At 69.3% G+C, this 12,465-nt stretch carries 13 protein-coding genes; 3 read left to right on the plus strand and 10 right to left on the minus strand.

What is annotated here, in order from left to right; translation table 11 throughout:
* Positions 1 to 36: 36 nt before the first annotated feature.
* Positions 37 to 2,661 carry a hypothetical protein gene (locus tag KIT25_06335; GenBank protein UYN96546.1) on the minus strand — a complete coding sequence of 875 codons (2,625 nt, stop codon included), beginning with the start codon at positions 2,659 to 2,661 and terminating at the stop codon, positions 37 to 39.
* Between the two features lie 95 nt (positions 2,662 to 2,756).
* On the opposite strand from KIT25_06335, the gene KIT25_06340 reads away from it, so the two are divergent.
* Positions 2,757 to 3,689 (plus strand): tetratricopeptide repeat protein, encoded by a 933-nt coding sequence (locus KIT25_06340; protein ID UYN96547.1) that lies wholly within the window; start codon positions 2,757 to 2,759, stop codon positions 3,687 to 3,689.
* A gap of 239 nt (positions 3,690 to 3,928) precedes the next feature.
* Here KIT25_06340 and KIT25_06345 read toward each other — a convergent pair whose 3' ends face one another.
* From KIT25_06345 to KIT25_06385, 9 genes are all read right to left on the minus strand, one after another.
* Positions 3,929 to 4,483, minus strand: coding sequence for a hypothetical protein (locus KIT25_06345; GenBank protein ID UYN96548.1), 555 nt, complete (start codon positions 4,481 to 4,483; stop codon positions 3,929 to 3,931).
* Positions 4,484 to 4,600: 117 nt separating this feature from the next.
* Positions 4,601 to 5,032: a hypothetical protein gene (locus KIT25_06350; protein ID UYN96549.1), complete on the minus strand. Its 432-nt coding sequence runs from the start codon at positions 5,030 to 5,032 to the stop codon at positions 4,601 to 4,603.
* Between the two features lie 31 nt (positions 5,033 to 5,063).
* Positions 5,064 to 6,089 (minus strand): hypothetical protein, encoded by a 1,026-nt coding sequence (locus tag KIT25_06355; protein UYN96550.1) that lies wholly within the window; start codon positions 6,087 to 6,089, stop codon positions 5,064 to 5,066.
* A gap of 216 nt (positions 6,090 to 6,305) precedes the next feature.
* Positions 6,306 to 6,890, minus strand: coding sequence for a hypothetical protein (locus KIT25_06360; protein ID UYN96551.1), 585 nt, complete (start codon positions 6,888 to 6,890; stop codon positions 6,306 to 6,308).
* On the minus strand, positions 6,871 to 7,149 hold the full coding sequence (locus KIT25_06365) for a hypothetical protein (protein UYN96552.1): 279 nt from the start codon (positions 7,147 to 7,149) through the stop codon (positions 6,871 to 6,873). Before KIT25_06365 ends, KIT25_06360 begins: the two co-directional genes overlap by 20 nt.
* Complete coding sequence (locus tag KIT25_06370; protein ID UYN96553.1) at positions 7,146 to 8,879, minus strand: head-tail connector protein; 1,734 nt, start codon at positions 8,877 to 8,879, stop codon at positions 7,146 to 7,148. The genes KIT25_06365 and KIT25_06370 overlap by 4 nt, the downstream gene beginning before the upstream one ends.
* Positions 8,880 to 9,117: 238 nt before the next feature.
* A complete protein-coding gene (locus KIT25_06375) occupies positions 9,118 to 9,339 on the minus strand; it encodes a hypothetical protein (GenBank protein UYN96554.1) in 222 nt (73 codons plus the stop codon).
* 179 nt (positions 9,340 to 9,518) lie between these two features.
* Positions 9,519 to 10,262: a terminase family protein gene (locus KIT25_06380; GenBank protein ID UYN96555.1), complete on the minus strand. Its 744-nt coding sequence runs from the start codon at positions 10,260 to 10,262 to the stop codon at positions 9,519 to 9,521.
* 52 nt (positions 10,263 to 10,314) lie between these two features.
* Positions 10,315 to 11,082 (minus strand): terminase family protein, encoded by a 768-nt coding sequence (locus tag KIT25_06385; GenBank protein UYN96556.1) that lies wholly within the window; start codon positions 11,080 to 11,082, stop codon positions 10,315 to 10,317.
* A gap of 310 nt (positions 11,083 to 11,392) precedes the next feature.
* On the opposite strand from KIT25_06385, the gene KIT25_06390 reads away from it, so the two are divergent.
* Together KIT25_06390 and KIT25_06395 are read left to right on the plus strand one after the other, a co-directional pair.
* Complete coding sequence (locus tag KIT25_06390; GenBank protein UYN96557.1) at positions 11,393 to 11,848, plus strand: hypothetical protein; 456 nt, start codon at positions 11,393 to 11,395, stop codon at positions 11,846 to 11,848.
* Positions 11,845 to 12,282 (plus strand): hypothetical protein, encoded by a 438-nt coding sequence (locus KIT25_06395; GenBank protein ID UYN96558.1) that lies wholly within the window; start codon positions 11,845 to 11,847, stop codon positions 12,280 to 12,282. Before KIT25_06390 ends, KIT25_06395 begins: the two co-directional genes overlap by 4 nt.
* The last annotated feature ends 183 nt before the right edge of the window (positions 12,283 to 12,465 follow it).

Consider the following 12,465-nt stretch of genomic DNA (forward strand, 5'->3'; position numbering starts at 1 on the left):
TCATCCCGAGCGCAGCGAGGGACCTTTGCTGAGATGCTACCGGCCAAGGGTCACCTCCGGGATGAGATCGAGGATCGTGCAGGGCAGCGGCTCGTCCTGCCGCACGAAGACGCGGCCCGCGGTGTTCCAGTCGCTCGGGATGGTCACGGCCACGTCGCCGGTGAAGGGCTGCGGGCCGGGCGGCTTCGTCTCCTGCAGCGCGCCCTCGTCCGAACCGACGCGGATCCGGCACGAGTCCTTGAGCCGCAGCGTCACGCGCGAGATCTTCTTCATCCGGCCCTGCGCCGTGCCGGACTGGGTCGGCAGCTCGAGGTTCAATGTCTCGAGGTCGGCGGTGTAGGGCAGGCCGACGATCGCCTTGCTGCAGGCCGTGCCGAGCGTGACGGCGCCGCCGCTGACGGTCGCCGGCGGCAACACCTCGCCGTCGGCCAGGATCGCCACCGTTTCGCCCTCGAGATGGTCGAGGCCGGAGATCGTGCTGGCCGGCGCGCCCTCGTACTTCAGCCCGCAATCGACGAACCAGGCGTCGGCGAGGGTGGCGAAGCTGCGCGGCGCCAGGCGCTCGACATAGCGGCGTGTCTGGCCACCGATCGTGCGCCGCACGATCAGGTAGACCGCGTCGAGCAGCGCGCCGCCTTCCGGCTCGGGAATCGAGCACACGCTTTCCACCGCGCCTTCCGTGACATGGCGGTGCCAGGCGAACACCTCGTGCTCACGCATGAAGGTGAAGCCGAGCAGCACGCCGTCGGAGCGCACCGCCCAGACGATGCGGAACGGTTCCTCGGCGAAGGCCCATTCCTCGATCGCGTGCTCGGCCGTCGTGTCGTGCAGCAGGTGCTGGGCGAGCACGCTCATGTCGGTCGCCTGGTACTGGTCCTGCAGCACGTCGAAGCGGAGCTCGCGCACCCTGCTGCCGCGCTCCTGCACGAACAGCACCGAGCCGCCGGCGACGATCGGCGGCACGTGGCTGCTTCCATAGGCGGATTGCGGCAGGGTCACGCAGGCGGCCGGCGTCAGGCCGGGCGAGGACGGGCCCGGCCAGCAGCGCCATTCGGCGCCCGAGGTCATGAGCAGCAGCGAGCTGCCCGGCACCATGTGCCTGATCTCGTTGACCTCGCGGCTGACCAGGGTGCGGGTGATCGCGTCGTCGTCGCGCGTCGGCGTGCTGACGTTCATGTTGCTGAAGCCGCCGACCGCCGAGAACCACGCCGTCTGCGGCCGGTTGAGCGAGCCGGCATAGACCTGGCGCTGCTGGTAGTAGGTCGAGCAGCCGGGATTCTCGCGCATCGCCTCGTTGAGAGTGGCCGTCAGCACGGCGCCGCTGCCGCCCGAGCCGACGGCGGCGAGCTGCGGCGTCGGGAAGCCGCCGGCCCAGGCGCTGAACTGCCCGGTCCCGGGATCGACGACCGTCACGCCCGAGATGGCGCCGCCGCCGCCGATCGACACCGAGAACTGCATGCCGCCGTAGTTCGCGTGGCCGTAGTAGAGCGTGTAGAACTGCGTGCCGGCGCCGTAGCCGCTGCCGCCCGAGTTCACCGTCACGGAGGCCGGGTAGTACCAGTCGATGGTGGTCGGGTTGCCGTGCTCGTCGTAGCCCAGCACGGTCTGGCCGCCGACCGCCCAGTTGATGGTGAACGACGCGCCCGACGGGCTGCCGCCCGAATCGGCGATCAGGATATTCGGGCTGGTGTAGTCGTGGCCCGGATCGACCACCGACACGGCGGTGATCGTGCCCGAGCCGTTCACCGTCGCGGCGAGCTGGGCGCCGCTGCCGGTGGGATCCTGGATCGTGAGCGACGGCGCGACGTAGCCCGCTCCGCCGTTGCCGATGGTGACGGACGAGATCGGCGCGCCGCCGAACGGCGTGCGCTGGCCCGGCGGCGTCGTGCCGATGTCGGGATCGAGGTTGGAATCGGTCCAGCCCGTGGCCTGCACCTGGGCGACGAAGCCGAACACCGAGCCCTTGCCCTTGTAGACGTTGTAGGTCGAGCAACCGGGCACGGCACTCCACGACCAGCTGCCGGCGCCGCCGCTGGCATGGCCGACCGCCTGGGTCGGCAGGCTCTCCTCGCCCGAAGCGTCGTCGATCGCCGTCACCTTGACCGATGCGGCGCCGCCGCCCGCGCTGGCCGCGAGGCCCGCGGGCGTCGGGGTCTGCGGCCGGAACTCGATCGCCGCCAGCGTCCACGCCGCGTGGCCGGTGCGGGTGAGCCGGCGCGGCCGGTAGGACGGGTGGGTGAGCGTCATGGTGTCGGCGCTCTGCACGAACTTGAGCCGCGGCAGGTCGGCCGCCGCCCAGGGTGTGGCCAGGGTGAAGATCGTGCCCGGCGCGCTCTCGACGAAGCCGGAGCCCGCCCCGAGGGCATCCAAGGGGGCCTTGACGACCTGCATCGTCTGGTGCCCGAGCACCAGCACGTAGGTCTGGCCGGCCGGCGAGCTGCGGAAGCGGAACGGGATCAGCCGGTGGCGCACCGCGTGGTCGTCGACGTCGCCGATGTAGCGCGTGCCCGGCCGGTTCGAGGCGCCGCCGTGCGGATGCACGAACATGTTCAGCATCGTGCGCGCGCCGATCTGGAACTTCGCGAGGTCGACGCGGCCATGCAGGAACGGCGACAGCTCGCCGGCCGCGAAAGAGGGCTGGATGACGGAGAACGTCGTCATGCGACGTTCTCCGGGCGGCCTTGACCCCTGCGCGGCCGTCCTGCGAAGCTCGCTGCCGCGCCGCAGGGGGATGGGGCGCGGCGGGGGGAGGCTTCATGAGAGGGATGGCAACAGGTGCCGTGCTGGCGCTGGCGATGGCCGCTGCGCCCGCCGCGGCGCAGGACAGTGCGCAGCACTGGGAGCAGTGCGCGAACAAGGACAACGCGTTCACGCCCGATCTCCAGATCGGCGGCTGCACGGCCCTCATCCAGTCCGGCCGCGAGACCGCGGCGAACATGGCGACGGCCTTCCACAACCGCGGCATCGCCTATGGCCGCAAAGGCGAGATGGACCGCGCCATCCCGGACTTCGACCAGGCCATTCGACTCAACCCGAACGATGCCTTGGCCTTCTACAACCGCGGCATCGCCTACAACCGCAAGGGCGAGGCGGACCGTGCGATCCAGGACTACGACCAGGCCATTCGGCTCAACCCGAACTATGCCAGCGCCTTCTACAACCGCGGCACCGCCTACAACCGCAAGGGCGAGGCGGACCGCGCGATCCAGGACTTCGACCAGGCCATTCGGCTCAACCCGAACCATGCCGGCGCCTTCAACAACCGCGGCACCGCCTATTCCGGCAAGGGCCAGTTTGACCGCGCCATCCAGGACTACAACCAGGCGATCCGGCTCAACCCGAACCATGCCAACGCCTTCAACAACCGCGGCGCCGCCTATGAACGGAAGGGCGAGGTGGACCGCGCGATCCAGGACTACGGCCAGGCGATCCGGCTCGACCCGAACCAAGCCAACGCCTTCAACAACCGCGGCATCGCCTACACGAAGCAGCGGCGCTTGCCGCAAGCCATCGCCGATTTCGACGCGGCGCTGCGGCTCGATCCGAAAATGGCCGTTGCCCTGTACGGGCGCGGCATGGCGCACCGGCTGGCGGGCAACGTCGCGGCGGGCGACGCCGACATCGCCGCGGCGCTGGCGATCGATCCACAGGTGGCGGGCGAGCTGGCGCGGCGCGGCTTGACGCCGTAGGGCGGCGGCGCTCGCAGCGAAGCGAGAGCGCGGGAGCCCGCACAGCGCAGAAAGAATCAAGGCGTCGACACCCGCTTCCTTGTCCTCCCCGGTCTTCCGGGGAGGTGTCGGCGTCTTCGCCGACGGAGGGGTCGTGACTCGAAGCGCCTCGTGGTCCATGACCCCTCCGTCGCGGTGTGACCGCGACACCTCCCCATCGGAATGGGGAGGAGACCATGAGCGCCACCGGATGAAGGCGATCATCGCGTCGCTCCGGGGCGGGAGGCTTCGTTGGCGGCCTGCGCCGCCGCCTGCTGGAGGCCGGCCTGCCAGAGCTGGTGCAGCGCGCGCATGCGATCTTCCCGGCCGGTGAGCTCGTAGCAGATGCGCGACGCGAGGCCGTAGGCGACCGCATCGACGAAGCCGGGATCCCACAGCGCCGGATCCTCGATCCGCGCGGTGTAGATGGCGCTGGCGGGCGAGGCGTCGCTCAGCACGACCGCGATCGCCGCGCCCCCGGACTCGCGATCGGCCGCCAGCTCCCAGCCACCCTCGGTCAGCCGCCGCAGATGCAGGCAGTCGGACGGCAGGGCGTACTTCCAGGCCCAGCGCGCCGGCGGACCGGCGAGCGGCTCGAGCGCCGCCGTGAGCCGCGCGAAGTTCCAGTCGAACGCGCGCAAGCCCGCATCGCGCACGAAGGCGAGATGCGTGAGGCAGGCGCCGGCTTCGGCCGACTCCTCGTCGAGCGATTCGATCTTGGAGCGCGTGCCGCAATGGGAGAGCGCGGCGTTGCAGATGTCGGTGAGGGTGGTCATGGGGTCCTCTTCTCCTCCCCAGCTCCGCTGGGGAGGTGTCGCCGCGAGGCGACGGAGGGGTCATGACCCCTCCGCCCCTGCGGGGCACCTCCCCTCGTATGACGAGGGGAGGAGTGGTCAGGCCGCGTAGGCGCGCGGGTAGGCGGCGTGGACGTCGAGCGACGGCACGAGCGCGGCGGTCAGCGCGCCCGCGGTCATCGCCGCGGTGCCGACCACGTAGTTCAGCCTGACGTAGCGCGACGTGGGGCCCGGCAGGGCGCCGGGCAGGAAGCGCCGGCCCTGCACCAGCGCGGCGACGGGCACGTCGTCGGACTGCACGAGCGTCGTCCAGGCCGCATTGTCGGGCGAGGTCTGGACCTGCACCCGCAAGGTCGCCGAGCCGCCCGAGGTGAAGGGCGTCACGACCTCGCAGAGCAGCATGAGCCGCCCGGTGGCCGCGCCGCCGACGTCGCGCGCGACGCCGAGATCGATGACGTTGGCACTCGGCGTGCTGCCCGTCGAAGTGACGGCCTGGGCATCGGAGAGCTGGTTCTGTCTGTCGATGAGCATTGAAGACTCCTGGAGTTGAAGAAGGGTGGGATCAAACGACCCGGGCCTCGTCGTTCCTGAGCTGGTCGCAGATGCGGAGGGGGATGCCGCGGAACGCGGTGTAGGGCTTGGAGTCCCGCGTCTCGAGGGTGAGCAGCGCGTTGCTCTTCGCCATCGCCTGGATGTCGAGCGCGGCGCGCACCGTGCGGTTGCAGTAGAAGGCCGTGTTGATCTGGCCCGGCCTGGTGCCGCCCGGCGGCGGGCTGTTGCCGGCGGCCGAGATAGACGGCAGCTTGTTGACCGCCTTGACCAGCATGTTGACCAGGTTGGCGATCGTCACCGAGCCCGCGGTCACGTCGATGTTGGCGATGCGCACGACATGGCGCCAGTCGCGCACGCTGAGACCGCAATCCCATTTGAAGTGCGTGCGGTAGCCCTGGTACGGATTGCCGTTGGCGTCGTGGAGCGTCACCTCGCCGAGGTCGCGCTGCTGCAGGCCCGCCTTGCTGCCTTTGGGAAACAGCCCGTGGCAGGTGTTCTGACCCCAGCCGATCAGCCAGACCGACGTGTTGGTGTTCGACGTGCCGCCTGAATCGACGATGTTGCCGCCGTTCGGCGCATCGGCGATCGTGTTGAAGCGTGGCGCCAGCCCGGTGAAGCGCTCCGGGTTGCTCGCCGTGTCGCCGTAGATGACGGAGTCCTGCATGCCCTGGTTGAGCGATTCGACGTAGGACATGTCCTCGCCGAGGCGGAACTGGGCGACGTCGCCGGAAAGGTCGGCGAGCGTCCTGTCGACCTCGGAATAGGCCTCCAGCATGCCGGTCGAATCGCGGATCTGTACCGTCGTGCTCTTGGACTTCTGCACGCCGTAATTCAGCAGGCGCCAGGTGGCCTGCGGCAGGCCGGTACGCACCGTGGTCTTGTGGCCGGCGCCGTCGTTGCACTCCATCCACAGCATGTCGGTCAGCATCTCGTTGGTCTGGCCGAGCAGCTCGACCACGGTGGCGGGCTTGCCGCCGGGATCGAGCCGGGTCGCCCATTCGGCGAGGGTGAGGGCCTGCGATGCCAATGTTGCCATTACGCTTTACTCCTACGCTTACTCGTTACTCGTCTCGTTGAACGACTGATTGCCTCTTTCCTCCTCCCCGGTCTTCCGGGGAGGTGTCGGCGTCTTCGCCGACAGAGGGGTCATGAACTCGACGCTCGTCGCGACTCATGATCCCTCCGCCCTCGCAGGACGAGGGCACCTCCCCACATGTGACGTGGGGAGGAAATTTCTGGGCGCTTCACCACGTCACCCCGTCGGCCCGTCGTAGAGGATCTCGGTCATCGACCGCGGGCCGGGCGGCGCGGGGGTGGAGCGGTCCTCGCTCACCAGCCGGCCGAGCTTGACGAAGGCGCGCACCACGGCGGGATGGTTGCCGGCGCCGGTGAGGTTGAGCGCCTCCTTGAGTCCCGGCACGGCGAGGCGATCGATCACCCGCGCCGCGGCGGCGAGCGAGGCGGCGAGCCGCGCGCCGCCGATCTCGGGATCGGCCTTGATCTCCGACACCCATTTGTCCTGCAGCTCGACGAAGGCCTGCACGCCGCGCTCGGCCATCGCCTGCTCGCGCGCGAGCGCGAGGTCGATGAATTTCTGCGCCTGCTCCTGCTTCAGGCCCGACTCGGCGAACAGCGCGCGCGCCTGGTCCATCACCCCGGGCTCGACCGTGATGCCGTCGGGCAGGGTGAAGTCGGTGTAGGTCGGCTTCTCCGGCTCGCTCGGGGGTTGCTGCGCGAGCAAAGTTTCTTCCGTCACCGGCTTCGACTCAGGCGGCGGTGCCGCCTCGGGTGGCGGTGCCGCCTCGGGCGGCGGCGTCTCAATCACTTCTTCCGTCATCGTGCTCTCCTGGTTGCGTCGCTTCCCGGGCCATGCGCCCGAGTTCCTCCGGACAGAGCCGCATCAGCTGCGCGAAATCGTGCAGCCCCATCTGCCTCAGCCCTTCGTGGAAGGCGGTGACGTGCGGATCGCCCGCCATGCTGGTGCGGAACACGCCGGCCCGTTCGAGCCGGTCCCACAGCAGAAACCGGCCGCGCGGATCGGACATCAGCCAGCGGAAGGCGTCGTCGAGGCGTCGATGACGTTGAGAGGTTGTCATTGGGGCTTGCCCCCTCCGCCCGCATCCGACGCGTGCACCGCCTCCGCAGGCGGCGGAGGAGAAGAAGGAGTCATGCCTTCGCCCGCTTGCGGGGGAAGGTGACCCGCAGGGGCGGAAGGGGCTGTTCCAACGCGAAGAGCGCGGATCGTCTCCGCCGTCTTTCGATCGACGACGATGCTTGCCGGCACGCCGATCATGTCGGCGAAGGCCTCCATGGCGGCGTCGGCGTCGAGGCGGTCGAGGGCTTCGGGTTTCAATGCGCCCATCCGGGCGCCGAACTGCCAGAAGCGCTCGATGGCGCCGGTCGCCGCGGCCTTCTGCGCCGAGGCGAGCAGGGAAATGAACTCGATCTGCAGCGCGGCGAGCGGCAACGACGGCGGGGCGGGGGGAATGAGCCCGTTGCGCGCGGCGATGTTGAACACGCGGCGCACCAGCGGATCGAGCAGCTCGTCGTGCAGCCGCTCGAGCACCGGGCCCAGCATCAGCATCTTCTCCTCGTGGCGCTCCTCGACCTCGCGCGCCGTGACCTGGGCGCGCTTGCTGGACGCCACCATCAGGAAGAGGTCGGCATAGAAGGCGCGCCCGATGCGCGCCTGCACCTCGACGATATCGGCGGAGAGGGCATTGAGGTCGAGCTTGACGTCGATGGCCGGCTTGAAACCCTGGCCGTTGAAGTCGGCGACGTAGGTGATGCCGCCCGGCAGCAGCGACGCCGCCTCGTTGCGCAGGGACGGCGGCCCGACCATCGGCGGCTTGACCTGCTTCTCGATGGCTTCAAGCTTGTGCCTTTGCTGGACCTGCAGCTGCCTGGCGTCGCCCAGCGTCGTCGCCGCGGGACCGCTGCCCCAGGTGTCGCTGCCGGCCACTTCCCAACGCGGCGCCATGCAGGGGAACTCCTCGTAGGCGCCGACCCGCAGCAGCGGTCGCTCTCCCTGTTGCCCGCGCTCGAACCAGGCCGATCGGAACGGCAGGTCGGCGGGCACGTCGCCGCGCCAGTCGAGCCGCAGGCCGCCCATTGCGTCGCCGGCGAAGTTCGGGTTGGGCTCGATGGCCTGCACGATCTCGTGCTCCTGGTCGAGCTGGCCTGCTTCGTAGGCCGAGCGGACCGCGGGCGACACCGACTCGCGGCCGAACGTGTCGGCGATCTGGCGCACGCTCCACCACATCGACCGGTAGAGCGTGTCCACCGCCAGCCGCCGTGACGAGGCGAGCCAGTATTCGCCCGCCGTGAGGGTGTAGCCGCGCACGACGTCCTCCTCGTCCTCGTCGACGCAGAGCGCCGCGGTGCCGAACGTGGCGAGCTCGCCGTAGAGCGTGTGCAGGCAGTTGTAGAGGTTGGAGGTCGCGAAGATCTGCAGCAGCCGGCGTTGCACCTCGTCCAGCCAGGCGCGCACGCCGGGCGCCGCGTTGGCATCGTCATCGGCAAGGCGCAGGCGGAACCACGGCCGCGCCGGCGAGGAGAGGCCGGCCATCATGCCCGAGGCCAGGGTGCGCGTGGCGATGAGCGGGGTGTTGTCGATCAGCCGCGTGTCGAGCGGCGCGCCGCGCCGTGGGTCGTTGGCGCCGCCGTTGAAGCGCCCGCGTGTCGGCGCGAAGTGCACCGCCAGCGATCGCCAGGTCGGCACATGGTTCTCGCGCTCGCGATCGAGGCTCGACAGGCGCCGGAGGAGGTGGCGCCGCAGTGCGAACTCCGTGTCGAATGACTGTGCCGTCGCGGGTACTCTACTCACTCTACAAACTGCCGGTACGCTGGCAGCTCCCTTACGCATTCCCGCGACGGCACAGCGCCCGCGCGAGCCTCGACATCAGTTCACCGTGGCCCACCCTTCGAGACGCAGGCCTTCGGCCTGCTCCTCAGGGTGAGGTGGGATTGCAGCAACACCATCACCTCACCCTGAGGAGCATCGCGCAGCGATGCGTCTCGAAGGGTGGGCCACGGGTGTGTTCGTGTGGCTTCACGGCGCATCCTCATTGTCCCAGCAGCGTCTTGCGGGTCGTGAACGCCGGGGCGGTGACGCCCTGGCCGCCGGTCGGATTGGTGGCGCCGTAGCCGCCGGCCGCGGCGAAGCGCGCCCTGGTCTGCTCGGCCGCCCGACTCGCCGCCGGATCGACCGGCGACGGCGGGGGCGGCGGCGCCGGTGGCAGCGGCGGCACGTAGTAGGACGGAGACGGTGAACTGAAGATGCCCATGGCGGGAAAGCTACGCGCATCGGCGACGACAATCGAATTTGGTCAAGCAGCTCGAAAAAACTGGTGGAGAATCAGCGGGCGATTCGCATTTCGTTGACCATCGCGATCGACGGAGTGGACACGTCGGTTCAGGCCCCTCTCCCCCTGGCGGGGAAGAGGGACTCGAAAGGTAAGAACGACTAGGCAAGCGGATCGTAGTCGACGATTGCCCTGCCGGCGCGCAGCGCGCGGGCCGGCTCGATGCCTGCCAGCGGGAGGCCGGTGACGACGAAGTAGCGCGTGGCGTCCATCAGATGGTCGTCCTTCTTCACCACAGCGCCCCTGTGGTCGCGACGATAGAGGCGGTATTCGGCCAGCCAGTGGCGCAGGGTCGAGAAGACCTTGAGGCGGCCGGAGGAGAGACGCTCCCAGGTCGCGTGGATGCCCGCCTCGACGCCGTTGCGGGCCAGCGCCAGATTGAGGCCGAGATCGAGATAGCCCTGCAGGAGCTGGAGGCCGTCGGCCTGGCCGCGGCCGCGCGCGGCGGGATCGATGGCGCCCGTCATCCAGGCGCCGCGCGCGCGGACCGCGGCGGCATGCACCGACGGCTCTGCCTGGCCGCGATAGTGCTCGGCATAGAGATAGACGCAGTCGCCGTCGCGGTCGTGTGCGCCCCACACCGCGGCGGTCCGGTTCCAGCCGACGTCGAGACCGTAGGCGCGCGGCCACCAGCGCGGCAATTCGAAGGGCTTCACCGCGATCTCGCTTTCCGGCACGGGCCAGATGGCACCGGCCCCGAGCTGGGGCATTCCGCGCGCGCGGGCGTCGCGCTGGTGCGGCGGCAGGTTGCGGAACAGCTCACGCTTGTCGTTCTCGTCGAGATGCGGGGCGTCGTCCCAGGTGGCGGAGACGGTGAGCTTCGGAGTCGCCCGGCTCGTCGGCACGCGCTTCCTTTCCTCTCGCCCTGGCAGAGGAGCGGAACGAGGAGAAGGAGCGCTACTCACCCTCCACCACCAGCAGCTCGTCGCGGTCGCGCAGGAAGGCCATGACGACCTCGCTCATGCCGAGCAGCGGCGTGAAGGTGAGCATGACGATGCCCTTCGTGGTCATGGTGCGCACGAGGCACTCGGCGTAGACGGCGAGCGACGGCTCCTCGTCGAGCCAGATCACGTCCTGTTCGGTGCCCTCGAAGGCGGCGCTGCCCTGCTCGTAGGACTTCAGCTGCAGCACCGATTCCCCGCCGCCGGCGTGGCGCACCATGAGCGTATCGACCAGATCGGCAATGCCGGGCCGCCACGACACGTCGCCGATGAGGTGCGCCGGGATCAGCCCGCTGCCCGACACCGCCTTGCGTCCGCTTCTGCGCGCCGGGCGCCCGCACAGCTTGGCCTGGACGATGTCGCGCACCGTGGTCATGGTCCTGCCCGCCGCCCAGGCGCGCACCGGCCGGTCGAACCGGCGGCCTTCCCACCAGTGGGGATACAACCCCGTGAGATGCAGGGTGGTCTCGTAGCCGCCGATGCCCTCGGTCTTGCCGATGCGGTTGGCGGCCAGCATCAGGCGCTCGCGATGCAGCGCGCCGCCGCGGAAGAATTCGAGGTGCTTGACGTAGAGCTCGCGGCGCAGCGGGCCCGAATCGGGATAGAACGACCCCAGCCTGCCGCCGCCGGCCGCGCATGTCGTGCCGACTGGCAGCCGCTCATGGAGTTGCGCGAACGCCTCGTCGGCGAAGCCGCGCACGATATCGATGGCGCTCTCCGTCATGGCCGGTTGCCATCGACAGAAGATGACCGACGCTCCCGTTTTCCGCGCAACGGCGTTACCCGAAAACGACGGAAAACGGCAGCGACCCCGGCCTTACGTAAACGGCAGGTCGAACTGCAGCAGAAGAAGAAGCGCAGGGACATGGCGCGGACGCTACCGCCCGGTTTGCGCGATCGCCAATTTGGTCAACGAAACCGGAATCGCGCCTTGAATCTTCACGCTCTTTTGCGAGCTGCTTGACCAAATTCGATTCGGCGCTTCGGCCGTGACATTCACGACGCTCTCGCTTCGACACCAATGGAGGGCAGTCATGGCAAGCGACGCATTGTTCACCAGGGGCGGACCCGGCGGACCCGGCCGTCCGAAAGGGTGCCGCAACAAGGACACGCACTGGGCGATCGAGCTGCACAGCGCGCACGGCGCCGAGGCGGCGCAGAAGATCGCCGAGCGGATGAAGGCCGACGATCCGGATGCCAGCGCGTTCATCGTCAGGCACGGCCCCAGGGCGCACGACGAGTCGCTGGTGCTCGACCTGCCCCAGGTACGCAGCGCCGAGGACGTGGTCGAGGCGAGCAACGAGATCGTGCAGGAGATGGGCCGCGGCGAGCTGACCATCGGCCGCGCCGACAAGGCGATGCGGGTGCTCGAGCGGCAGATGCGCATCGTCGCGGTGGCGAAGCTGCAGAAGGAAGTCGAGGAGCTGCGCGAGGTCGCGGCCGACTTCGTCAAGATGAAGCAGCTCTTCGAGGAGGCGAGCCGCAAATGATCCTCGCGCTGCAGCGGCAGGTGCGCCGGCTGCGGCAGGCGCTCATGGTCGACGCGCCGCGCGACAGCCGCCGCGTCATCGTCGCCTATGCCGTCGCCGTGGCCGCCGCGGCGGCCGGGCACCACGGACTGCGGACGATGGTGGAGCAGGTGCATGCGGAGCGTGCGTCAATCCAGGCGCAAGCGGCGCCGGCGAGTCCGGCCGCCGAAGAGCCGTGGAGCCGGCGGCCTGAACAGCCGCCACCACCCGTGGCGACCGCGCCGCCCGGTGAGCCGAGCGTGGTGTCACCGGAGCCTGCCAAGCCTCCTTCGCTGTGGCCGGAACAGCCTCATCGCGACGCCTGGATGGAGAAGGCGCGATGGCGGCCGCGCGGGGAGCCCGAGCGCTATCCCGATCCACCGAACGAGGCGACCAATATGGATGACCCGTTCTGACTTTGCTGCTGAAAAACCCTACGCCGGCGAACCACGTTGTCAGCATGAAAGGCAGGTAGTGGGCCTAATTTGAGGATTAGCCTTCGTATTTCACGGTGATGGTCCAGTCCGTCTTTTCGAAGACGTTTTGACCATCCTGATGTCCGACTCTAGTAGGTGGGCCACTGTAGATGACCTTTACGT

The sequence above is a fragment of the Enhydrobacter sp. genome, from assembly GCA_025808875.1.
GTDB lineage: Bacteria > Pseudomonadota > Alphaproteobacteria > Reyranellales > Reyranellaceae > Reyranella.